Below are 23,657 nucleotides of genomic sequence, written 5' to 3' on the forward strand. Positions count from 1 at the left end.
CAGTTCAGGTTGTTTAAAAGGGAGAGCAGCCGGCCCCGGGCCGCTTTCGGAACCATTCCGGCGCGAAAGCGTTGCTAGGCAGGCGGTTATCGCTGTTGAATGGGAGAGAAGAATGTTCGGTTTGAGTAACAAGATCGCGACCGCAGTTCTGGCGGCCGCCGTGGTGCTGACGGGCTTTGCGCCGTCGCAGGCAATCCAGATGCCCACCGCCCCGCAGGTGGAAAAATCCTCCGCCGTCGAGAACGTGCAGTACCGCCGCTATTATCGCCCCGGTTACCGTCCTGGCTACCGGCCTGGCTATCGTCCCGGCGCCTATTACCGGCCCGGTTATTACGGCGGCTATCGCGGCTATTCCTATTACCGCCCGGGATACCGCCGTTATAACGGCTACTGGTATCCGCTCGCCGCCTTCGGCGCCGGCGCGGTGATCGGCGGCGCTATCGTCGCGCAGCCGCGTTACGTCGAGCCTGCGCCCCGCATGGGTTCGAGCCACGTCGCCTGGTGCGCCAACCGCTACCGGTCCTATCGCGCCTACGACAACACCTTCCAGCCCTATAACGGCCCGCGCCAGCAGTGCTATTCGCCGTATTGATAAACGTGCTGTTCTCAAGAAACGTCTGCCCCTCACCCTAACCCTCTCCCCGTAAAAACGGGGAGAGGGGACGTGCCCCGCGAGAGGTTGGTGGGAACGGAGATGAGGCGGCACATCCCCTTCTCCCCGCGCGCGGGGGTCCGAAGGACGGGTCGAGACCCGTGGCTCGACCCCGGTGGTGGCGGCAGCCGGATGAGGGGCTGCGCGCCCTCAGAATGCCGGAAATTTCACCCTCAAAGAATATCCACCCGCCGCAGCAGCCACCAGGCAAAGGCAATGGAAGCGACGATAAGGGCGACGGCGTATTCCGTGCCGTAATTGCCGACGGCGAAGGGCAGGTTTGCGGTGTTCATGCCGAAGAAGCCGGTCACCAGCGTCGGCGGCAGCAGGAAGGCCGTCATGATCGACAGCAGATAGAGGTGGCGGTTGGTTTCGGAGGATTGTTTCGAATCGATTTCTTCGTGCAGCAGGCGTGCCCGGTCCTGCAGCGCATAGATATCGTGGTCGACCGTTTCCAGCCGGCTCGTCAGCCGCCGCGCCACGTCGTCGAAGCCGAAGGGCATCTCGTCGTCGTCGGCCGCCGCCGCCCGGCGCATCAGCGCCAGCACGGTGCGCAGATGCCGATGCAGCCTGACCACGGTGCGCCGCACCGGCGCCAGGCGTCGGCGTTCATCGCGCTGCGCGCTGTCGTAGACGATATCCTCGATCTGGTTCAGCTCCTCGGTGAGCTCGATGACGATCGCGATCAGCGTGCGCTGGAACTCGATCACCAGCACTTCAAAGAGATCGACCGGCCGGGAAAATTTGCCCGGATTCTTCTCGATCAGCGCCCGCGCCCGCTCGACGCTGCGCAGCGGCTGCAGCCTTGTGGTGATGAGGAAGCGGTCGGACATGGCGAAATGCAGCCAGCCGAGATTGTTGGTATCCTCGGCGAAATCGCGCTGACAGTCGACGAGCGTGCCATAGAGCATCTGCTCGTCGACGGTGATGGCCGCATGCGTGTCGCGCGTCGTCAGCGCCGATTTCGCGTCCTCCGTCAGCCCCTCCAGCGTATCGAGCAGGGCCGGCACACGGGCGTCGACAAGGTTGAGATGCAGCCAATAGAAACAATTGTCGGCGGTCAGTTCCGCCACCGTCGCACTGTTGTTCAGTCGCACCGCGGTCTTTTCTTCGGGCGAGAAGCGATAGCCCCAGACGAAACCGGGTATGTTGACGGGCAATGTGTCCATTGTTCGCCGGTCCTTTGCGAAGGCGATGTCTTCCCTTAGAGATTGTTCATGACGTCCATTTGTCCAAAGGTGCAAGAGCAAAGCACCATCTCAGGCGAATTATCGCATGGCGCCTAAGGGAAATCGAAATTGACGTTTACGTAAAAATCAATTAGCCCTTGCCTCGGAGGAGCTTTGCCGCGCGCGAGGCCGGTCTGCGGAGGAAAAACCATGTACAAGGCGCCCGTCGAGGAAATAGCGTTCACGTTGAAGCACGTAGCGGGCATGGGCGAGGCGATTTCAAAAGGGCTGCTCGGCGATCTCGGCGAAGATCTGGTCGACGCCATCCTCGCCGAAGCGGGACGTTTTGCCACAGAGGAAGTGGCGCCTCTCGCCGAAATCGGCGACCGCCAGGGCGCCCGCCTGATCGATGGCGAGGTCCGGCTGCCGGATGGCTGGCGCGATCTCTATCGCCATTGGATCGCCGGCGGCTGGAACGGCCTGACGGCGCCGGAGGCCTTCGGCGGCCAGGCCTTGCCGCATATGCTGAATGTCGCAGCACTCGAAATGTGGAATTCCGGTTCCATGGCCTTTGCGCTCGCTCCGACCCTGACGATGGGCGCCATCGAGGCGGTCAGCTCCCATGGCAGTGCTGCGCTGAAAGACACATATCTGGAGATGATGGTCTCCGGCGAATGGACCGGCACCATGAACCTGACGGAGCCGCATGCCGGCTCCGATCTCGGCGTGCTGAAAGCCCGCGCCGAGCGCCGCGATGACGGCAGCTACCGCCTGTTCGGCCAGAAGATTTTCATCACCTGGGGTGAGCATGACGCGGCCGACAACATCATCCATCTGGTGCTCGCCCGCCTGCCGGATGCGCCGGCCGGCACACGCGGCATCTCGCTCTTCCTGGTGCCGAAATTCCTGGTGAACGACGACGGCTCGCTTGGGCCCCGCAATGATCTGTTCTGCCATTCGCTGGAGCACAAGCTCGGCATCCATGGCTCGCCGACCTGCACGATGATCTACGGCGACGGAAAATTCGGCAGTGAAAAGGGCGCTGTGGGATGGCTGGTCGGCGAGGAGAACAAGGGGCTGGCCTGCATGTTCACGATGATGAACAATGCCCGCCTTGCCGTCGGCATGCAGGGCGTGGCGATCGCGGAGGCCGCCACCCAGAAGGCGCTCGCCTATGCCAGGGAACGCACCCAGGGCAGGGCACCGCGTTCAGGCAGTGCCGGCATGAGCCCGATCGTCGAACATCCCGATGTCGCCCGCATGCTCCTCACCATGAAGGCGCTGACGCAAGGGGCGCGCGCCATCTCCTATGTCTGCGCCCATGCGATCGACATGTCGCACCGGGCAGGTGACTCCAGCCGCCACTGGCAGGAGCGCGCCGCCCTTTTGACGCCGATTGCCAAATCCTTTTCGACGGATGCCGGCGTCGACGTCGCCTCGCTCGGCATCCAGGTGCATGGCGGCATGGGTTTCATCGAGGAGACGGGTGCGGCGCGTTATCTCCGCGATGCCCGCATCGCCCCGATCTACGAGGGTACCAACGGCATCCAGGCGATCGACCTCGTCACCCGCAAGCTGCCGCTCTCCGGCGGCGATCAGGTGAAGGGCTTCATCGCCGAGCTTAGAGAGATCGCCGACGACGTCCGCCGCTCCAATCTCGATCGTTTCGGCGAGACCGCTGTCAGGCTCGACGCGGCGATCGTCGATCTCGAACAGGCGACCGCCTGGCTGATGAAGACGCTTGCCGAGAACAGCACCGCCGAGGCGCTCTCGGGTGCCACCCCCTATCAGCGCCTGTTCGGGCTGGTGCTCACCGGCTGTTATCTTGCCAAGGGTGGTCTCGCCGAGGCAGCCGATGGGGCAGGTGAAAACCGCATCGCGCTCTGCCGCTTCGCCGCCGAAAACCTGCTTGCCGAGACCGCAGCCCTGCGCGACCGCGTCGTCAATGGCGCGGCAAGCCTTGCTGCCGCCCGCATCCTGCTTGCCTGAGGAGACCTTATGACCGATCACATCATCGTCGAGCAGCCTTCTGCCTATCCCGGTGTCCAGCTGATCCGCTTCAATCGGCCGGAAAAGAAGAATGCGATCACCCGCGCCATGTACCGCATAATGGCCGATGCGCTGAATGCGGCCAATGCCGATCCCGGCATCCGCGCCACCGCTTTGCTCGGCACCGAAGGTTGCTTCTCGGCCGGTAACGACCTGAACGATTTTCTGGCTGCCGCGATGGGCGGCCGCGGCCTGGAGCAGGAAATCCTCGATTTCCTCTATGCGCTGGTGAATGCCGAAAAACCCGTCGTCTCGGGCGTCGACGGCCTGGCGATCGGCATCGGCACGACGATCCATCTCCATTGCGACCTGACCATCGCCTCCAGCCGCAGCCAGTTCCGCACACCCTTCGTCGATCTGGCGCTGGTGCCGGAGGCCGGTTCCAGCCTCGTCGCGCCGCGGCTGATGGGTCATCAGCGCGCCTTCGCCCTGCTGGCGGCCGGCGAAGCATTCTCGGCCGAGGAGGCGAGGGAAGCGGGCCTGGTCTGGAAGATCGTTGAACCTGGCGAGGTCGATTATCTGACTTTGGCTACGGCTGCAAAGCTCGCGGCCAAGCCGCCGGAAGCGCTGCGCATTGCCCGCGATCTCATCCGTGGCGATCGTGGCGAGATCATCGCCCGCATCGACGAGGAGGCCCGCTATTTCTCCGCGCGGCTGAAAAGTGCCGAGGCGCGGGCCGCCTTCGAAGCCTTCATGCGTCGCTGAGCGCCGCCTGGCATCGCTTCGCGGCGATCGACACCAACACCAGGAGCAAACGGATAGCGATTAGACCGCCGGCACATTGAATACCTCGCCGGCCCTGAGCGGCCGGAACCGTTCCGGGGGGATCTCGTGCTCGCTCATGGCGTCTTGCAACGCTCTTGCCGGCGCATCGACCGCTTCATTTGTCAGTTGGAAGGTGGCGAAGTGATGCCCGGCCACATAGGCCGCATTTGCCAACTTCATCCCGGCCACCGCCTCCTGCGGATTCTGGTGCTGCCCTTTCATGAACCATCGCGGCTCATAGGCGCCGAAGGGTAAAATGGCCAAACGAAAGCCGCCATGTTTCTGCTGTGCCGCTTTGTAATTGATGCCGTCGTGAAAGCCCGTATCTCCGACGTGATAAATTTTTCCGGCTGGAGTCGATAAAACGAACGACGCCCAGAGTGCCATCCGCCGATCGGCGGTTCCGCGAGCGGACCAATGGTGCGCAGGCTCCGCATCAATGTTTATTCCGGCGTGCGAAATGCGCTCGCCCCAGTCCACCGACGTCGTCTGCATATTGGGCACGGCGCGGCGAATGATCGTGTCATTGCCGAGTGGCGTCACGACACGCGGCCGATGCTTCGCACCCAACCGCCTGAGCGTTCCTATATCGAGATGATCATAATGATTGTGCGATACCAGCACGAGATCAATTGGCGGCAGATCATCGAAGGCGATGCCCGGTTGGACGACGCGCCTGGGTCCGGCAAAAGCGAAGGGGCTCGCGCGCTCTGACCACACCGGGTCGGTGAGGATATTGAGCCCAGCGACCTGCACGAGCATTGTTGCATGACCAATCATGGTCACCCTTAGATCCTCGCCGTCTACGCGTGGATCCGGCTTGGCCGCCGGGTATGGACTTGGGACCGACTGCGGCCAGCGCTCACGTCCACCGCCGAATTGCCACCGCAGCAGATCACGGAAACCAAGGGGCTCAATACCTTCGGGATTGAAGAAATGTGTCCCGTCGAAGTGATCGGACACGGGGCCGTTATAGTAGGGGTTGCGTCTTTTGGTCTTTCCGACAGGCACGCCTATTTCTCCAGCGTCGCCACCACCTCGACATGCGAGGTCCAGAGGAACTGGTCGATCGGCGTCACCCCGGTAATGCGGTAACCGCCCTCGACGAGGATCGCGAGATCCCGCGCCAGCGTCAGCGGATTGCAGCTGACGGCCACGATCTTCTTCACGCCGGAGCGCGCGAGCTCCTGGCACTGGAACTCGGCACCGGCGCGCGGCGGGTCGAAGACGACGGCGTCATAGGGCTTGAACTCCGGCGTCATCAAAGGACGGCGAAAGAGATCGCGCTTTTCGATGGTAACCGGCTTCAGCCCTTGTGTGTTGCGCGCGGCATGATCGAGTGCTGCGAGCGCCTTTGCCTCGGCTTCGACGGCGTGCACGCGGCCGATCCGCGCCAGCCGCAGCGAAAACGTGCCGGAGCCGGCAAAGAGATCGGCGATCCGCTTCGACTTGCCGGCATGGGCTATGACCAGCTCCGCCATCGCCTCTTCCGCCGGCTTCGTCGCCTGGGTAAAGCCGCCTGGCGGCGGTGAAACCTGGACGCCGCCGAATTCGACCATCGGCTTCGACGGCTCGACGAGGATTTCGCCGTTCAGCGAAACACGGGCGATACCGCGCAGGCTGAGCGCGGTCTCGATTGCCTTGCGCCGCTGCGGGTCGGAGAGTTTCTTCACGTCGTCGACGGAGATGTCGAGGCCGGAAAGCGTTTCGAGCACGGCGACGCGGAAGGGTTCGGCGCTGGTCGCCAGCGATGCCGCAATCGCCCTGATCGCCGGCAATCGGGCAATGATCCCTGCCGACGAGATCGGACATTCCTCGATGGCGACGATATGGTGGCTTTCGGCCTGGTTGAATCCAACAAGCATGTCCTTCTCGGTCTTGCGCGCCGCAAACACCACGCGCCGCCGTTCGCCCGGCCGGGCCGGAACGATCTCACCGACCTCGGGTGTCAGCCCCTTCGATTTCAGCGCATCGATGACCAGCTGGCGCTTGAAGGCGCGGTAGGCCGCATCTGCCATATGCTGCAGCGTGCAGCCGCCGCAAGTGCCGTTGACGCCATCCGGACCGAAATGCCGGCAGGGCGGCTCCTGCCGGTCGGGCGAGGGCGTGGTGATCGACATGATCGTGCCCTGGCTCTTGACCCGGGCAATCGCCACCGTTTCCCCGGGCAGGGAAAAGGGCACATAGACAGGTCCGCCGGCGCTGCTGGCGATGCCGTCGCCCTGGGCGCCGAGCTTCTCGATCGTGACGGTTTCGGTGCTCACGGTTTCAATCCTGCCAGAAGGAATTCCTGATTGCCGTCGCCGCCGGAAATCGGGGAGGGGATGAGGCCGAGGCTTTTCCAGCCCATGTCCTCGACGAACCAGCGCTCCAGTTCCGCCGCGACGGCGGGAGCAGACGAGGGGTCCTTCAGCATCCCGCCCTTGCCGATCGCCTCGCGCCCGGCCTCGAACTGCGGCTTGACCAGCAGCACGGCGACGGCGCCCGGTTCGGCGATCTCAAGTGCCGGCGCAAGCGCCAGCCTCAGCGTGATGAAGGAGACGTCGGAAACGATGAAGGTGGCGGGATGGTCGATATCGTCTGCCGTCAGGTTGCGGGCGTTGAGGCCTTCCCTGTTGGTCACCCGCGGATCGCCGGATATGCGCGGATGCATCTGCCCATGACCGACATCGATCGCGGTGACATGGACGGCACCGCGCTGCAGCAGCACCTCGGTGAAGCCGCCGGTGGAGGCACCGACATCGAGACAGTGATGGCCGGCAGGATCGAGCCGGAAATGGTCGAGTGCTGCGGCAAGCTTCAGTGCGGCGCGCGAGACATAGTCCTGCGCCGGATCGTCGATCTCGATGGCCGCGTCCGCGCCAAACAGCGCGCCGGCCTTCGTAACCACCTGGCCGCCGATCCTGACGGTGCCGCGCTGCACGGCGTCGCGGGCGCGCGAGCGGCTGGCAAAGAGGCCGAGAGAGACGAGAAGCTGGTCGAGACGTTGGGTGTTTTGATCTGACATCGGCTGTGCATGACCGGCAAAGCCGCCGGTTGCAAGCATTTTGTTCCCAAGACCGTCATTGACGCTCAAAAGCTTTCGGCGATAATCCCCCCGCGGCGATCGCGGGGCGTGCCGCAGACACGGGGGTGTTCCATGCTGAAGCTCTTCACTCTTCTTGTCGCGGCGGGGATCGCATCGCCCGCGCTCGCGAACGACACTATGGCCGAGGTCAAGACCGGCGGGCTGATCTTTGCCCAATCCGACGATGTCAGCATGGCGGAAGAGGATCTCTTCATCTCCGCTTCGGAAGTGCGTGTCGACTACGTCTTCGAGAACAGCTCCGACAAGGATGTCGAAAGCCTGGTCGCATTTCCGATGCCTGACATATCAGGTCAGGTCGACAACAATTCCGCCATCTCCGATTATGACAGCGATAATTTCCTGCATTTTTCCACCGTGCAGGACGGCAGCCCGATCACCGCCAAGCTGCAGCAGCGCGTCGTCTCGCTCGGCATCGACGTGACTGACGAGTTCACCAAGCAGGGCATTCCCGTCCTGCCCTATAGCCAGAAGACGACCAAGGCGCTTGCCAAGCTCCCCGAAACCGTCCGCAAGGACTGGATCGCCCGCGGCCTCGTCTATCCCATGGGCGCCGGCGATGCCGCCGGGGCCGATCTCGTGCCGCTCTGGACGCTGCGCTCGACCTATTGGTGGCGCACCACCTTCCCGGCAAAGAAGAAAGTCAGCGTCGCGCACCGTTACAAGCCGGCCGTCGGCGGCACCGTCGCCATCAGCTTTCTCGAAGGTGGCGAGCCGAAGGGTGAGCGCTTCGAGGAATATTCCCGCAAATACTGCCTCGACGGAGATTTCGTCAGGGTTGCCCAGCAGCGTGCGCGGGAAGCCGAGGCCGGAGGTGCCAACTATACCGAAAGCTGGATCTCCTATGTGCTGTCGACCGGCGCCAACTGGGCGGGGCCGATCAAGCGCTTCCAGCTGACGATCGACAAGGGCAAGCCCGGCAGCCTCATCAGCTTCTGCGGCAGCAATGTTCAGAAGATCGGCCCGACCACCTTCCGGATGACGGCCCAGGATTTCGATCCCGCAAAGGATTTCGACATCCTGATCCTCAATCCTCCAGAAACGGCACAATAATCCGTAGGCCCGGCCGCTGTTGCGGTGCACAAATTTAAACAAATTTAAAGCCTGGCCATATAGGTTCAGCGTGATTGTAGCGGTTCATCCAAGCCGCTCGGCGCCATGAAGGCGCAAGCGTTTCCACGCCGATCATGTTCTCAAGTTCAAACATTCCGGCGGTTGCGTCTCGTGCGACCTGCCTTTCGCCGCGTCGACTGTCGTCAGGAGAAATCACCGATGTCCGCCAAAAACATATCCTTGAACGGTAAACTTGCGGCCACGTTCGCAGCCCTCATTCTCATTTTCGTCGCCATTTCCGCTTTCGTTTATTCCAAGGCGACGGCGTCCGCGGCCGCTTCTGCTGAGCAAGAAAAGTCCGAGCTGCTCGTCAACCAGATCGACGATGCGCTGCAGGCAATGCTGGAGCAGGCCGTCAACCTGCGTGGCTTCATCCTCTTCCGCAGCGACAGCACCTATGGCGATGTCTTCACCAACCGCGAGCGCATGCTGAAGGCGATTGCCGCTGCCAAGCAGACGGCCGCCGGCGAGCCGCAGCTGGTGGAGATGATCGACGGCATGCAGAAGGCCGCCGACCTCTATTTCCACGAACTTGCCGAGCCGCAGACCAAGGCTCGCAAGGAAACCGACATGCCGATCGAAGAGGTCGTCAAGATCGGCGTCAACGCCACCAAGGGCCAGCTCGACGGGTTCCGCCAGGCCTCAGCCAAGATCAAGGCCACCGCGCGTGAAAAGTCGAACGCGCTCGCCGAGATCCGCGCCGATGCCAACAGCGATCTGAAGACGACGCTGCTTGCCGGCGGCATCCTCGCCTCGCTTGCCGCTGCCGTTCTCGCCTGGCTGATGTCGCGCACCATCGTCCGCCCGGTCGTCGGCATGACTGCGGCCATGGATCGCCTCGCCGGCGGTCAGAACGACATCGAGGTTCCCGCGACCGACCGCGGTGATGAAATCGGCCGCATGGCTCAATCCGTCCTGGTCTTCAAGCAGGCGGCGATCGAGAAGCTGCGTCTTGCCGGCGAGACCGACCGCATGCGCGACGACGCCGAACGCCACCGCCGGGCCGGCGACGAGCAGAAGGCGCGCGAGGAAGGCGAGATCCGCTATGCAATCGACGCTCTGGCGGGCGGCCTTGCCGAGCTTGCCAATGGCGATATGGCCGGGCGTCTCCAGACGCCGTTCGCGTCGCAATATGACAGCCTGCGCAATGACTTCAACCATGCTGTCGAAAAGCTGCAGGCAGCACTGCAATCGGTCGGCCGCAACGCTTCGGCGATCAATGCCGGCGCCGGCGAAATCCGCTCGGCCGCCGACGATCTTGCCCACCGCACCGAGCAGCAGGCTGCCGCCGTCGAACAGACCGCAGCAGCGCTTGAGGAAGTGACAACAACCGTCCGCGACAGCGCCAAGCGCGCCGAGGATGTCGGCAATCTCGTCGAGCGCGCCCGCCTCGGCGCTGAAAAATCAGGCGAAGTCGTCCGCAAGGCCGTCTCCGCCATGCAGCAGATCGAGAAGTCGTCTGGCGAAATCTCCAACATCATCGGCGTCATCGATGACATCGCCTTCCAGACCAACCTTTTGGCCTTGAACGCAGGCGTCGAAGCCGCCCGTGCCGGCGATGCCGGCAAGGGCTTTGCGGTCGTCGCCCAGGAAGTGCGCGAGCTCGCCCAGCGCTCGGCGAAGGCCGCCAAGGAGATCAAGGCGCTGATCACCACATCTGGCGAACAAGTCGTTGCCGGCGTCGGCCTCGTCGGCGAGACCGGCAAGGCGCTTGAGGTCATCGTCTCCGAGGTACAGGAGATCAACCACCATGTCAGCGCCATCGTCACCGCCACGCGCGAACAGTCGATCGGCCTGCAGGAGATCAACACCGCCGTCAACAACATGGACCAGGGCACGCAGCAGAACGCCGCCATGGTCGAGGAGCAGACCGCGGCCAGCCATGCGCTCGCCCAGGAGGCAAACGCCCTCGAAGAATTGCTGCGCCAGTTCAAGCTCGGCCAGGCGGCCCCGGCGCCGCGCGCTGCCGTCGCCGGCACCAACGCCCGGCCGGTCGCCTCTCCGGCCCACGCCCTGACCCGCACCGTCGCCAAGGCCTTCGGCGGAAGACAGGCGAGTGCTGCGGCCGTGAAGGAAGACTGGACGGAGTTCTGAGAGAGCGCCCTTCTTGGGGACGCTAAAGGAAGAGGGCGGTGCAGTGATGCGCCGCCTTTCTTGTTGGGCTGAGCGGCATGAGTGGGAGCAGGTGGCTGCCCCTCACCATAGCCCTCATATGCGCTAGGTTTAGCCCTGGACATAAGGAATCTGGTTGTGATTCAAGCTTTGGATGAAGATTCGTCCTGAGGTTTTGGATCATTGGCCGGAAGTGCGCGAGCGGCTTCCGGCGGGTTTTGACTTGGAAGCAACGGCGCGGTTGCGCGGTGCTTTTACGCGGGTGCGGGAAATCAAGAATGCCGAGACGCTGTTGCGGCTGGCACTTGCCTATGGCGGCCTTGGCATGTCGCTACGCGAGACCTGTGCATGGGCCGAAGCGGGCGGGATCGCCCGTTTGTCAGACCCATCGCTGCTTGAGCGGCTGTGCAAAGCGGCGCCTTGGCTTGGCGACATCGTGGCCGCGCTGATTGCCGAACAGGCCAAAGTGCCGACGGGGCGCTTTGCGGGATATCGCTTGCGTGTGCTCGATGGAACGTCGATTTGCCATCCAGGCGCTGACCGCACGACATGGCGGTTACATGTCGGCTACAACTTGGCAACGGCTCAGGTCGATCAGCTTGAGTTGACCGACATCCATGGTGCCGAGAACCTTCAGCGCCTTACCTACGCACCCGGCGATATCGTGCTGGCCGATCGCTACTATGCAAGACCGCGCGACCTGCGGCCGGTGATCGACGCCGGTGCAGACTTCATCGTGCGGACCGGCTGGAACTCGTTGCGCCTGTTGCAGACGAATGGCGAGCCCTTTGATCTGTTTGCCGCACTCGCCGCTCAGCAAGAGCAGGAAGGCGAGGTGCAGGTTCGTGTCCACGAAGGCATGACGGGGACGCCGCCACCACCGCCGCTGGCCCTGCGCCTCATTGTCCGACGCAAGGATCCGCAACAGGCCCAAGCCGAGCAGGAGCGTCTGCTCAAAGCCGCCCGCAAGCACGGCAAAAAACCCGATCCGCGCAGTCTCGAGGCGGCGAAGTACATTCTGCTGCTGACCTCGCTGCCGGCCACCACCTTCCCGCCGGCCGATATCCTCACCCTCTATCGCTTCCGCTGGCAAATCGAGCTGGCGTTCAAACGGTTCAAGAGCCTGGCCGGCCTCGACAGCTTGCCGGCCAAGAAGCCGGAACTGGCCCGGGCATGGCTCTACGCCAGACTGATCGTCGCCATCATCGCCGAACAGATTGCCGGGCAAGTCCCGGACTCTCCCCCCTCTGGATGTGGCAACCCCACTGGCTAGCCCCCCATTGGCAAGCCCATCGCGCTGGCGTCTCATGAAGATCGCCCTGGCCACCATTTGCGCCGCCATCCGCGGACCACTTCTGTGGCAGGCCGTCTGTAATCTCGTCACGCGAAGTCGTCGCCACCTCTGTGAGCCGCCGCGACGACGCCGAAAACAATGCGACGATCTACACGCTCGCTTAACCTAGCGCATATGACCCTAACCCTCTCCCCGTAAACGGGGCGAGGGGACTTGCCCTGCAAGACGTTGGCGAGGGACAGAGAGGTCGCGGCATATTCCCTTCGCCCCGTTTACGGGGAGAAGGTGCCGGCAGGCGGATGAGGGGCCATCACACGGCACCACCCTCGCAATTCACCTATCCCGCAACCCCAACCGCAACCCCGCGCCCCAGCGCCCTGAACACCGTCGAGACGATGCCGGCGCGGTCGAGGCCGGCGTGGGCGTTCATGGCTTCGGGCTTGGCCTGTTCCATCCAGATGTCGGGCATCACAAGCGAGCGCAGCTTCAGGCCGTTGTCGAGCAGGCCTTCGGTGGCGAGGAAGTGCATCACGTGGCTGCCGAAGCCGCCGATCGAGCCTTCTTCGACGGTGATCACGATCTCGTGGTGGCGGGCAAGCTGGCGGATCAGGTCGTGGTCGAGCGGCTTGGCGAAACGCGCATCGGCGACCGTCGTCGAAAGCCCGGCGGCATCGAGATCCTCGGCGGCAAGCAGACAATCGGCAAGCCGGGTGCCGAAGGAGAGCAGCGCCACCTTGGTGCCTTCCTTGACGATGCGGCCCTTGCCGATCTGCAGGATTTCGCCGCGCGCCGGCATGTCGACGCCGACGCCTTCGCCGCGCGGATAGCGGAACGAGATCGGCCCGCCATCATAGGCGACGGCCGTGCGCACCATATGCTTGAGTTCGGCCTCGTCGGCCGCCGCCATCACCACGAAGCCGGGCAGGGTGGTGAGGAAGGTGGTGTCGAAGGAGCCGGCATGCGTCGGCCCGTCGGCGCCGACGAAGCCGGCACGGTCGATCGGAAAACGCACCGGCAGTCCCTGGATCGCCACGTCATGCACGACCTGGTCGTAGGCGCGCTGCAGGAAGGTGGAATAGAGCGCTGCGAACGGCTTGTAGCCTTCCGCTGCCAGGCCGGCGGCGAAGGTCACCGCATGCTGTTCGGCAATACCGACGTCGAAGCAGCGCGACGGATAGGCCTCGGCGAGCTTGTCGAGGCCGGTACCATTAGGCATGGCGGCGGTGATGCCGACGATCTTGTCGTCGAGGGCGGCTTCCTGCACCAGCGCTTCGGCAAAGACGCTGGTATAGCTCGGCGCATTCGGCTTGACCCTTGCCTGGGCGCCGGTGATGACGTCGAACTTGTTGACGCCGTGATATTTATCGGCCGCGGCTTCCGCCGGCGGATAGCCCTTGCCCTTCTGGGTGACGACATGAATGAGCACCGGTCCGCGCCCATTGTCGCGCACGTTACGCAACACGGGCAGCAGGTGGTCGAAGGAATGCCCGTCGATCGGGCCGATATGATAAAAGCCCATCTCCTCGAACATCGTGCCGCCGGTGACATAGCCGCGCGCATGCTCGACGGCGCGGGTGATCGCCCGGTCGATATTCTTGCCGAGATAGGCCGTCAGCTTCTTGCCGAAGTCACGGAAGCCCATATAGGTGCGCCCCGAGGCGAGACGGGCAAGATAGGCGCTCATGGCGCCCGTCGGCGGCGCGATCGACATGTCGTTGTCGTTGAGGATGACGATGAGGCGCGCATCGAGTGCGCCGGCATTGTTCAGCGCCTCATAGGCCATGCCGGCCGACATCGCCCCGTCGCCGATGACGGCGATGACGCGGCGGTCTGATTTGTCGAGGTCGGCGGCAATCGCCATGCCGAGGCCGGCCGAGATCGAGGTCGAGGAATGTGCCGCACCGAAGGGGTCGTATTCGCTCTCCGCCCGCCGGGTGAAGCCGGACAGCCCGTCTTCCTGGCGCAGCGTCCGGATGCGGTCGCGCCGACCGGTGAGAATCTTGTGCGGATAACATTGATGGCCGACATCGAAGATCAGCCGATCATCAGGTGTGTCGAAGACGCTGTGGATGGCGATCGTCAACTCGACGACGCCAAGACCGGCGCCGAGATGGCCGCCGGTGCGCGACACCGCATCGATCATTTCGTCCCGGACTTCGCGGGCAAGCTGCGGCAGGTCGCGATCCTCGAGCTTGCGCAGGTCGGCGGGATAGATGACCTGGTCGAGCAGGGGGGTCTTCGGCAGTTGTGTCACGGGCGGGCGCTCTTTCTTGCTTTTCCTTGTTCCGCTTTATTCGATTAGATTGCGGCAAAACAAGTGCATTTCAGGAACCGAAGGTTTTTACCTTAGAGCATGATGCCGAAAAGTGTGAGCGGTTTTCGGATAACATCATGCTCCCACTGTTAAAGCATGGTGCCGAAAAGTGTGAGCGGTTTTCGGCGGAGATCCAGCTCTATTTCTCGATCCGATCCGGAGGATTCGGATCATCGGGATCCATTTAGCCCTCCGGCAAAGGCACGAATTCCTCTTCGTCGCCAGGAACGATATCGAAGCGGCCGGTGCGCCATTCCTCCTTGGCCTGTTCGATCCGCTCCTTCGAGGAGGAGACGAAATTCCACCAGATATAACGTTTCGAATTGAGCGCCGCCCCGCCAAACAGCATCAGGTGACAGCCATCGCGGCCGGCTTCCAGCGTGATCGCATCGCCCGGCCGGAAGACCAGCAGCTGGTCGGCGGCAAAACGATCGCCTGATATAACGACCTCGCCCGACAACACATAAACGGCGCGCTCCTCGTGGCCGGCGCCGAACGGAAATTTGGCGCCCGCCTGCAGGTCGAGATCGACATAGAGCGTGTCGGAGAAAACGCCGACCGGCGACGTCATGCCTTCGAACGAGCCGATGACCACGCGCCCGCGCACACCTGCCGTCTCGATCAGCGGCATGGCGGACTTTTCCGTATGGGCGAAGGCGGGGTCGATTTCCTCCTTGTCGTCGGGCAGAGCCAGCCAGGTCTGCAGCCCCGACATTAGCAGCGGATGGCCACGCAGATTGTCGGGCGTGCGCTCGGAATGCACGATGCCGCGGCCGGCCGTCATCAGGTTGATATCGCCGGGACGGATGACCTTTTCGGTGCCGAGGCTGTCGCGATGGCGGATCTCGCCGTCGAACAGATAGGTGACCGTCGACAGCCCGATATGCGGATGCGGCTTGACGTCGAGCGCCTCGTCGGGCTTCAGGATCGCCGGACCCATGCGATCGAAGAAGATGAACGGCCCGACCAGCCGCCGCTGCCGGCTGGGCAGCGCGCGGCGCACCTGGAAACCGCCGATATCGCTGGTGCGCGGGATGATCAGGTTCTCGATCGCATCGCAGGCGAAGGCATCGCCGGGCAGGGGATCTTTACCGGGAAAGAAGGACATTGGGATCTCCGATCGCTACAGGGCCGCGCGTCATCGCCCACAGATAGCGCCTGGAGCGCCGCGCGTCCAATCGGACGCGCAAAGGACGCTCCAGCACTGGAAAGTGCGCCGCGCGTCCAATCGGACGCGCAAAGGACGCTCCAGCACTGGAAAGTGCGCCGCGCGTCCAATCGGACGTGCACCTGCTCAGATCGCGGTAAAACCATTGTCGACGAAGAGATGGGCGCCATTGACGAAGCTCGATTCGTCGCTGGCCAGATAAAGCGCGGCCCGCGCGACGTCTTCGGGCTCGCCGATCCGCCCCTGCTGCGCGGCAATGGCGGCATCCGAAACGTCGACGCCAAGCGCCTGCAGGTCGGCCACCTCGCGCAGGCCATGCGGCGTGCGGATGAAGCCGGGGCAGACGGCGTTGCAGCGGATGTTGCGGTCGCGGAATTCGACCGCGATGGCGCGGGCAAACATATGCACGGCCCCCTTGGTCGTGTCGTAAAGCACTTCCATCGGCGTGGCGGCGACCGCCGAGATCGACGAGGTGCAGACGATCGACCCGCCGCCGCTTGCAATCATCTTCGGCAGCACCGCCTTGGTCATCAGAAACATCGAGCGCACATTGACGGCGTGCAGCCAGTCCCATTCCTCGACGGTCGTTTCCAGGAAAGGTTTGATGACGATCGTGCCGGCGTGATTGAAGAGCACGGTGACTGCGCCGTAGCGTTCTTCGGCGCCCGCGACGGCGGCATTGACGGCGGCTTCGTCCGAAACATCGGCCGTCCAGCAATCGGCCTCGCCGCCGGCATCACGGATCTGCTTCACGGTCTCGGCGGCTGCATCGCCATTGCGGTCGATGATCGCAACACGCGCGCCTTCCGCCGCAAAAAGCTTCGAGGCGGCACCGCCCATGCCGGTCGCGCCGCCCGAGATAATGGCGACCTTGCCCTTCAACCTGTCCGTCATTTCCTTGTCCCCTCATCGGTTTGGATGAGGATCATAGATCGGTCTGAAGCCGATAGCCAAGCGCCTTCGAAAGGGAGTTTGCTGCCTCAGGCGCCGTCCAGCGGCTCGACGCCCTGCGCCTTGCCGGCGCGGTCGAGCCTGATCTTCTCGATGCGGTTCTCGGCGGCCGAAAGCAGGGTCTCGCAATGTTTCTTCAGCGCTTCGCCGCGCTCATAGATCTCGATCGATTCATCCAGCGCCACATCGCCGCGTTCCAGCCGGGCGACGATACTTTCGAGTTCGGCAACCGCCTTTTCGAAGGAAAGGCCGGACACCTCCGGCTTGGCGCTGTCAGTCATTCTCAACCCTTCATCATTCTCAGAATATGCATGCCCGCCGATTCGGCGAGTCCCTCGAGATCATAACCGCCTTCGAGCAGGCTGACGACCCGGTTCTTCGCGTGCCGGTCCGCGAGTTCGAGCACGCGCCCGGTCGCCCAGTCAAAATCCTCACCGGTCAGATTGATCTGCGCCAGCGGATCGCGGTGATGCGCGTCGAAGCCGGCGGAGATGATGATGAGGTCCGGCCGGAAATCGTCAAGGGCGGGCAGCACCCGCGATTTGAACGCCTCGCGAAAATGGTCGCTGCCGACATTCGGCGACAGCGGCGCATTGACGATGGTGTTGTGCTTGCCCTTCTCATCCTTGGCGCCGGTGCCGGGATAGAGCGGCATCTGATGCGTCGAGCAGAACAGCACCGAAGGATCGTCCCAGAAGATATCCTGCGTGCCGTTGCCGTGGTGCACGTCCCAGTCGACGATGGCGATGCGCTCGGCGCCATGCGTTTTCTGCGCATGCCGGGCGGCGATCGCCGCATTGTTGAAGAAGCAGAAGCCCATCGCCGTCATCTTCTCGGCATGGTGCCCCGGCGGGCGGGCGGCGACGAAGACATTGTCGGCCCGGCCGGTAAAGACGTCGTCGACCGCCGCCATCGCCCCGCCAATGCCGGTCAGCGCCGCCTGCAGGCTCTTGCTGCTGGCATAGGTATCGGCTTCGATCTGGTTGATCTCACCCTCTTCCTCGGGGATTTCCCGCATGACGGCGATGAGATGTTCTTCTGGATGGGCCAGCAGCACGGCATCCTCATTCGCCTGCGGCGCCTGCCGGCGCTCCAGCCGCTCGAAATTCGGATGTTCCAGCGCGACATTGATGGCGCGGATCCTGTCCGATCGCTCCGGATGGCCGGCGGGCGTGACATGTTCCAGGAAGATCGGGTGTTCATAAAGACGGGTGCTCATGAAGACACTCTATCGGTCGCTTATGTCATGTGCCACAGCAGATGGGGCATCGCCTGACGATTTCAACAAGCGCTCTTGCCGCGCCGTCCGACCGTTGACCTATCACACTGTCCCATTTGCGCCGTTTCCGTCGAGCCGGTCCATTGCAATGGCACCGCATCCTTTCAGGCGCGTGGAGGACACTGTAACACTTTGAACTATTGCGTAATTTTATCCTTAAGCAGGTTCCGGTATAAGCAATTATGAAGTAGTGTTGCGATGGGAACTCTGTAAGGCAGATCTGTTGATGAGTCAGTCGAAACGTCCTGATGTGGCGGAAATACGCGTGCCGTTTCGCGATGTCGATATGACCGGCCGGATGTTTCTGGCATCCTATATTTCCTATGCCGAGTCCGTGCTTGCGAGCTTCTGGTCCTCACGGCCCGATGTCGATGACGAACCCGTCTATAGTCCCAGCAAGGTTTCCTGCTTTCTCCACCGTCCGCTCCACTACGACGAGCCGGCAACCTTCACCGCCACTATCGACAAGATCGGCATGCATTCCATCGGCTTCCTCGTTTCGATCGACACCGGGGAGGAGCGTGCCGCCGAGGTCGAGATCATCTGGCAGGCCCGCACCCGCGAGGACCAGTCGCCGGCCTCGCTGCCGGAGGAAACTCGCGACTGGCTTTATCGGTTTTTGGATTAGGGCCAAAGCAGAGCTGCTCGATCAACCAGAATTGCCATTACGTGCTCTTGCCCCGGAGCAGTGGCTCGCTGAGTATATTGATCTCGACGCTTGGATAAACACGCTCTTCCAGCAATTTAAGGGATCCGACCTTCAATCCCGTGGGCAATAGGCCTGCGTCGAAGTTGACTGCCGGTAGCCTGTCTTCTGCAGAAAATCTGAACAGTGTTATGTGCGCTATTCGGGGCGGGGTTGGACGCCACTGTTCGAAGCAGATGGCATGTGAGATGGCCGAACGAAGCCTGCGCAATTCCGGCGGCTCCTCTGCCTTTACGAAGATAGCGGCTTCCGAAGCAGCCACCTCATGAAAATGGAGATCAAATGGCGGGGTTTCTTCGACTCTATCCGCGACCTCCTTCCATCTTCCTCCATTCAGCCTCCAGACCTGGTCGTTTGGAATACTGAGTTGGGTCGCTGCGCTGACCAAAGTGACGACGGTCATGTGCAGGCTTGTAGACGGGACGCGTAAAAGCGGCGCTGTGCTGTCTCGTTCGATACTGCCCTGCAAGCCGCAGAGCTTTGACAGTGCCTCGCGATCGGGAAAAAACTGCAGGTGAAACGCACAGCACCGCTTAAACCACAGTGTGTCGACCTTTGTGCGGATCACAGCAGCAGGCCCTCCACCTAGCACGGGCACGCCGCCCCGAGAGCGTGCAATTCCCATGTCTTGCTGTCACATCGCGAAATCGGTCGCCAATGATGGCAGGAGCTTGCCAGGCGTTCGCATGGTGATGAAGGTCTTGGAACGCTCTAGTTGTCCCGCCGTCCTCATCACGGGCCTCTATTCTTCAACGGCAAGGGTTACGTCAGTACGCGCTTTATAAGCGCAATCGCACCGCTAGGTGACGGTTCTCCCATCTATGCGGGTGCCAAGCCGGGGGGCGGAAAGGTACTCGCAGTGCTGCACTCAGAGCCTGGTCCAGGAGTTCGTGCCGTTCATGTCCTTCCGAATGAAGACATCGTGATAGCGGTGATCGCGCCGAAGCGCACCGGTCTTATAGGATGGAAGGGCTGGATCAGATTTGCGGTTGTGACCGAACGCTTTCCGGACGGAAACGAGGTCTCTCGGACGTTTCCAGCCTTCCTCGAGAAAGTCGACAGCAAGTAAGCCGATTCTGGAGTTGCTCCCGGTCTGATCTCCGAAGCGACTGGATGAGCCAGAATCCGCGCAAAGCTAAATAAGGGATCGTGCAGCGGTCTTAATTCTCCGTCACTGGCAGCAAATCAACGCGATCCTGCTTATGTCACGCGGTCCAATCATCTGACCGCCATGCTTGCGACCAGGTCACTGAATCTCTCTCCCTGAATGCCGACATGGGTCCGCAGCAAACGGCGGGCTTCATCTCCGTCTCCGGCAAAGATCGCATCGACGATGGCGCAATGTTCTGAGAAGGATGTCGACAGGCGGTTGCGCACGCGCAGCTGGAGGCGGCGATAAGGCCGCAGGCGGCGGTGCAATTGCACACATTGCTCCTCAAGGAAATCGCTTCGGCCGGCTGCATAGATGGCCTTATGGAATTCCTCATTGTCGTAATAATAAGCATCGCTGTCACCGGCAGAGGCTGATTGCTCGCAGCGGCCGTGGGTGGCCGTAATCGCTTCCCGGGAGACCTTGTCCAGCCGTCGTGCGGCGAGCGACCCGGCCAGGCCCTCCAATTCGGCCATCACCTCGAACATCTCATAGACGCGGTGCGGCCCCGCATCGATGACGATTGCGCCTCTGCGCGGTCGAATTTCGATGAGGCCGATCGCATCGAGCTGCATCAGCGCCTCGCGCACGGGTGTGCGGGAAACGCCGAAACGCGTCGCAAGCACCATTTCGTCGAGCCGCTCACCGGGGGAGAACTCGTTGGAAAGAATTAATTTTTCAATCTCATCGCGAAGCCATCGGCCGACATTCTCGGACATTCGTTTCAATTCCCTCATACATAAAAGCACTTCTTGTATACACGATCATTGACCTCGTGTACGAAGAGTGGCATTCTACATACTACCGGTGAAACCCGACGATGGGAAGCAGCCGTCAAAAACGGTCCGCACCCAGCCGGCCCAACAGAAAATACCAGCAGAAGAGAGGAGAATGGCATGTCTGAGGCTTCCTTCTTCACCGACATGCTGCAGAGCATCACGGATCGCGGACGCCAGCTTCTGTTTTCCGGCTCGCGCGCCACGCAGGTCGCAGCCAAGGCCGATCTCCAGACACTCTGTGAAATGCTGCTATCGAGCCGGGGCGAAGCCTCGGGCATGGCGCTTGCGGCCGAGATACTCGATCGCTGGGGCGCGCTCGAGAGCGAGGGCGCGCAGGCATTCCTCGATATGCTGCATGAAAAGTTCGGGCCCGACACGGCCAAGCTCGACCAGGCGATTGAAAATTACCGCACCGACAAAAGCTCTGCCGCGATCATCGCGCTCCACCAGGCAGCTGAGCCGCGGCGACAGGAGCTTCTGCGCCGATTGAATCACGCGCCGAACGGCACCGCCAAGCTTGTCCGGATGCGTGAGCAACTGCTTGCTTCCAAAGACCAATCCGCAGGATATCACGCGCTTGATGCCGACTTCACGCATCTGTTCGGCTCCTGGTTCAATCGCGGCTTTCTGACATTGCGACCCATCGACTGGTCGACGCCGGCCTACATCCTTGAAAAGATCATCAAATACGAGGCCGTGCACGAGATCGCAGGCTGGGAGGAATTGCGCAGTCGCTTGGCGCCGGCCGACCGCCGATGCTTTGCCTTCTTCCACCCCCGATTGGCCGACGAGCCGCTGGTGTTCGTCGAGGTGGCGCTGACACGATCCGTGCCCAGCGCGATCGGAGATGTGCTCGTCGAGGGGAGGGAACAGATCAATGCCGACGAGGCGACGACGGCTGTCTTCTATTCGATCTCCAACTGCCAGGATGGCTTGCGGGGAATCTCGTTCGGCAACTTCCTGATCAAGCAGGTCGTGGAAGACCTGCGTAGAGACCTGCCCGGCCTCAAGAATTTCGTCACGCTGTCGCCCGTTCTAGGCTTTGCCCGTTGGCTTGCCAAGGCGCGTGCCCCAGCCGCCGACCGGTTGCTGCCGGAAGCGGCCCGCGAAACGCTGATGCTGCTGGACGATCCGAGCTGGCCTGACAACGAGAAGACGGCGGCTGAACTGGAGCGCGTGTTGCTGCCGCTTGCGGCGCGCTATTTCCTGACCGAACGGACGCCGGAGGGCCGGCCCATCGATCCTGTCGCCCGCTTCCATCTCGGCAACGGCGCTCGACTGGAAAGATTGAATTTTCTTGGCGACCGCTCGACCAAGGCGATGCAGCAGGCACACGGCCTGATGGTCAACTACCTCTACAAGCTCGACGATATCGTGGCCAACCATGAGGCCCTGGCGCAGCGCGGCGAAGTGATTGCCTCGCCTGCAGTCAAAAGCTTGCTCAACCAGAACGACGAAGGCCGCAGCGGCGGCAATGCCCAGCAAGGCTCCCGGCCATTCGCAAACATCATGAACTCAACGCTTGGAGGAGGGCGAAAGTGAGCAACCATCTTTTCGACGCCATGCGGGCTGCCGCACCCGGTGACGCACCGTTCATCCGGATCGATAGTACGCGCACATGGACCTATGATGACGCCTTCGCTCTTTCTGGCCGCATTGCCGGCGCGATGGACACGCTCGGCATTCGCCCCGGCGACCGGGTGGCGGTGCAGGTCGAGAAAAGTGCCGAGGCACTGATCCTCTATCTCGCCTGTCTTCGAACCGGCGCGGTCTACCTGCCGCTCAACACCGCCTATACGCTGGCTGAACTCGATTATTTTATCGGCGATGCGGAGCCGCGTTTGGTGGTGGTTGCGTCGGCTGCGAGAGGGGGCGTGGAGACAATCGCCAAGCCCCACGGCGCAATCGTCGAAACGCTCGACGCTGACGGCAGCGGCTCGTTGCTGGATCTCGCACGCGATGAGCCGGCCGACTTTGTCGATGCCTCGCGTTCCGCCGATGATCTGGCTGCGATCCTCTACACGTCGGGAACGACGGGACGCTCCAAGGGGGCGATGCTCACGCATGGGAACCTGCTCTCGAACGCCCTGACCTTGCGAGACTATTGGCGCGTCACCGCCGACGATCTGCTGATCCATGCCTTGCCGATCTTCCACACACATGGGCTGTTTGTCGCCACGAATGTGACACTGCTTGCCGGCGCCTCGATGTTCCTGCTGACGAAATTCGACGCCGACGAGGTCGTTTCGCTGATGCCGCAGGCAACGATGCTGATGGGCGTGCCGACCTTCTACGTGCGCCTGCTGCAAAGCCCGCGCCTCGACGAGCAAGCGGTCGCCAATATCCGCCTCTTCATTTCCGGATCGGCTCCCCTGCTTGCCGAAACCCACACCGAGTTCCAGGCCCGTACCGGTCACGCCATTCTCGAGCGCTACGGCATGACAGAAACCAATATGAACACGTCGAACCCCTATGAGGGGAAACGGATTGCCGGAACGGTCGGTTTCCCGCTGCCTGATGTGACGGTGCGCGTCACCGATCCCGCCACCGGGCTGGTGCTGTCGCCTGAAGAAACGGGCATGATCGAGATCAAGGGACCGAATGTCTTCAAGGGTTATTGGCGCATGCCGGAAAAGACGGCGGCCGAATTCACCGCCGACGGTTTCTTCATCAGCGGCGATCTCGGCAAGATCGACCGGGAAGGCTATGTCCACATCGTCGGTCGCGGCAAGGATCTGGTGATTTCGGGTGGATACAACATCTATCCGAAAGAGGTCGAAGGCGAGATCGACCAGATCGAGGGTGTGGTTGAGAGCGCTGTGATCGGCGTGCCGCATCCCGATTTCGGAGAAGGCGTAACGGCCGTCGTCGTGTGCAAGCCCGGCGCCGTCCTCGATGAAAAGACCATCGTCAGCGCCCTCCAGGACCGTCTCGCCCGCTACAAACAACCCAAGCGCATCATCTTCGCGGACGATCTGCCGCGCAACACCATGGGTAAGGTTCAGAAGAATATCCTGCGGCAGCAATACGCCGATCTTTACACCAGGAGGTAAGGCGACCGCGCCCTCTGG

The 23,657-nt window shown here is 62.4% G+C and carries 20 protein-coding genes; 9 read left to right on the forward strand and 11 right to left on the reverse strand.

Going from position 1 to position 23,657, the window contains the following annotated elements; translation table 11 throughout:
- The first annotated feature begins 112 nt into the window (after positions 1 to 112).
- Positions 113 to 592 carry a BA14K family protein gene (locus AC245Y_RS03150; RefSeq protein ID WP_017990466.1) on the forward strand — a complete coding sequence of 160 codons (480 nt, stop codon included), beginning with the start codon at positions 113 to 115 and terminating at the stop codon, positions 590 to 592.
- Between the two features lie 233 nt (positions 593 to 825).
- On the opposite strand, the gene AC245Y_RS03155 is transcribed toward AC245Y_RS03150, so the two are convergent.
- Positions 826 to 1,821, reverse strand: coding sequence for a transporter (locus tag AC245Y_RS03155; protein WP_026157263.1), 996 nt, complete (start codon positions 1,819 to 1,821; stop codon positions 826 to 828).
- Between the two features lie 210 nt (positions 1,822 to 2,031).
- Between AC245Y_RS03155 and AC245Y_RS03160 the strand changes: the two genes are divergently transcribed.
- Together AC245Y_RS03160 and AC245Y_RS03165 are read left to right on the forward strand one after the other, a co-directional pair.
- Complete coding sequence (locus tag AC245Y_RS03160; protein ID WP_017993128.1) at positions 2,032 to 3,810, forward strand: acyl-CoA dehydrogenase family protein; 1,779 nt, start codon at positions 2,032 to 2,034, stop codon at positions 3,808 to 3,810.
- A gap of 9 nt (positions 3,811 to 3,819) precedes the next feature.
- On the forward strand, positions 3,820 to 4,575 hold the full coding sequence (locus tag AC245Y_RS03165) for a crotonase/enoyl-CoA hydratase family protein (RefSeq protein ID WP_017993129.1): 756 nt from the start codon (positions 3,820 to 3,822) through the stop codon (positions 4,573 to 4,575).
- Between the two features lie 60 nt (positions 4,576 to 4,635).
- Here the strand turns inward: AC245Y_RS03165 and AC245Y_RS03170 are convergent, their stop codons facing one another.
- From AC245Y_RS03170 to AC245Y_RS03180, 3 genes are read right to left on the reverse strand one after another with little or no spacing between them, the layout of a single operon-like run.
- Positions 4,636 to 5,646: an MBL fold metallo-hydrolase gene (locus AC245Y_RS03170; protein ID WP_017993130.1), complete on the reverse strand. Its 1,011-nt coding sequence runs from the start codon at positions 5,644 to 5,646 to the stop codon at positions 4,636 to 4,638.
- Between the two features lie 2 nt (positions 5,647 to 5,648).
- Complete coding sequence (locus AC245Y_RS03175) at positions 5,649 to 6,899, reverse strand: class I SAM-dependent RNA methyltransferase (protein ID WP_017993131.1); 1,251 nt, start codon at positions 6,897 to 6,899, stop codon at positions 5,649 to 5,651.
- The gene (locus tag AC245Y_RS03180) at positions 6,896 to 7,681 is read right to left on the reverse strand and encodes a TlyA family RNA methyltransferase (RefSeq protein ID WP_017993132.1); all 786 of its coding nucleotides are present in this window, start codon (positions 7,679 to 7,681) and stop codon (positions 6,896 to 6,898) included. Before AC245Y_RS03180 ends, AC245Y_RS03175 begins: the two co-directional genes overlap by 4 nt.
- A gap of 93 nt (positions 7,682 to 7,774) precedes the next feature.
- Here AC245Y_RS03180 and AC245Y_RS03185 point away from each other — a divergent pair, with 93 nt between their 5' ends.
- The 3 genes from AC245Y_RS03185 to AC245Y_RS03195 all read left to right on the forward strand — a co-directional run bounded on the left by AC245Y_RS03185 (position 7,775) and on the right by AC245Y_RS03195 (position 12,218).
- Positions 7,775 to 8,773, forward strand: coding sequence for a DUF4424 domain-containing protein (locus AC245Y_RS03185; RefSeq protein ID WP_017993133.1), 999 nt, complete (start codon positions 7,775 to 7,777; stop codon positions 8,771 to 8,773).
- A gap of 219 nt (positions 8,774 to 8,992) precedes the next feature.
- Entirely contained in the window at positions 8,993 to 10,927 is a 1,935-nt protein-coding gene (locus tag AC245Y_RS03190) for a methyl-accepting chemotaxis protein (protein WP_017993134.1), read from the forward strand.
- Between the two features lie 172 nt (positions 10,928 to 11,099).
- Positions 11,100 to 12,218, forward strand: coding sequence for an IS4 family transposase (locus AC245Y_RS03195; RefSeq protein WP_017993194.1), 1,119 nt, complete (start codon positions 11,100 to 11,102; stop codon positions 12,216 to 12,218).
- A gap of 358 nt (positions 12,219 to 12,576) precedes the next feature.
- On the opposite strand, the gene dxs is transcribed toward AC245Y_RS03195, so the two are convergent.
- The 5 genes from dxs to AC245Y_RS03220 all read right to left on the reverse strand — a co-directional run bounded on the left by dxs (position 12,577) and on the right by AC245Y_RS03220 (position 17,891).
- Positions 12,577 to 14,493 carry a 1-deoxy-D-xylulose-5-phosphate synthase gene (dxs, locus tag AC245Y_RS03200; protein WP_017993136.1) on the reverse strand — a complete coding sequence of 639 codons (1,917 nt, stop codon included), beginning with the start codon at positions 14,491 to 14,493 and terminating at the stop codon, positions 12,577 to 12,579.
- Between the two features lie 244 nt (positions 14,494 to 14,737).
- Positions 14,738 to 15,661, reverse strand: a complete 924-nt coding sequence (locus AC245Y_RS03205; RefSeq protein WP_017993137.1) for a pirin family protein — start codon at positions 15,659 to 15,661, stop codon at positions 14,738 to 14,740.
- Between the two features lie 186 nt (positions 15,662 to 15,847).
- Positions 15,848 to 16,615 carry an SDR family NAD(P)-dependent oxidoreductase gene (locus AC245Y_RS03210; protein WP_017993138.1) on the reverse strand — a complete coding sequence of 256 codons (768 nt, stop codon included), beginning with the start codon at positions 16,613 to 16,615 and terminating at the stop codon, positions 15,848 to 15,850.
- A gap of 86 nt (positions 16,616 to 16,701) precedes the next feature.
- The gene (locus tag AC245Y_RS03215) at positions 16,702 to 16,953 is read right to left on the reverse strand and encodes an exodeoxyribonuclease VII small subunit (protein WP_026157264.1); all 252 of its coding nucleotides are present in this window, start codon (positions 16,951 to 16,953) and stop codon (positions 16,702 to 16,704) included.
- A 2-nt stretch (positions 16,954 to 16,955) separates the two neighbouring features.
- Complete coding sequence (locus AC245Y_RS03220) at positions 16,956 to 17,891, reverse strand: histone deacetylase family protein (protein ID WP_017993140.1); 936 nt, start codon at positions 17,889 to 17,891, stop codon at positions 16,956 to 16,958.
- 286 nt (positions 17,892 to 18,177) lie between these two features.
- Between AC245Y_RS03220 and AC245Y_RS03225 the strand changes: the two genes are divergently transcribed.
- Entirely contained in the window at positions 18,178 to 18,579 is a 402-nt protein-coding gene (locus tag AC245Y_RS03225) for an acyl-CoA thioesterase (RefSeq protein ID WP_012756289.1), read from the forward strand.
- A gap of 37 nt (positions 18,580 to 18,616) precedes the next feature.
- Here AC245Y_RS03225 and AC245Y_RS03230 read toward each other — a convergent pair whose 3' ends face one another.
- Together AC245Y_RS03230 and AC245Y_RS03235 are read right to left on the reverse strand one after the other, a co-directional pair.
- Positions 18,617 to 19,225 carry a 2'-5' RNA ligase family protein gene (locus AC245Y_RS03230; protein WP_017993142.1) on the reverse strand — a complete coding sequence of 203 codons (609 nt, stop codon included), beginning with the start codon at positions 19,223 to 19,225 and terminating at the stop codon, positions 18,617 to 18,619.
- A gap of 650 nt (positions 19,226 to 19,875) precedes the next feature.
- Entirely contained in the window at positions 19,876 to 20,526 is a 651-nt protein-coding gene (locus AC245Y_RS03235; protein WP_026157265.1) for a GntR family transcriptional regulator, read from the reverse strand.
- 177 nt (positions 20,527 to 20,703) lie between these two features.
- Between AC245Y_RS03235 and AC245Y_RS03240 the strand changes: the two genes are divergently transcribed.
- On the forward strand, positions 20,704 to 22,128 hold the full coding sequence (locus AC245Y_RS03240) for a malonyl-CoA decarboxylase (RefSeq protein ID WP_017993145.1): 1,425 nt from the start codon (positions 20,704 to 20,706) through the stop codon (positions 22,126 to 22,128).
- Complete coding sequence (locus tag AC245Y_RS03245; protein ID WP_017993146.1) at positions 22,125 to 23,639, forward strand: malonate--CoA ligase; 1,515 nt, start codon at positions 22,125 to 22,127, stop codon at positions 23,637 to 23,639. The genes AC245Y_RS03240 and AC245Y_RS03245 overlap by 4 nt, the downstream gene beginning before the upstream one ends.
- Positions 23,640 to 23,657: the final 18 nt, after the last annotated feature.

The sequence above is a fragment of the Rhizobium sp. SRDI943 genome (genome assembly GCF_057653695.1).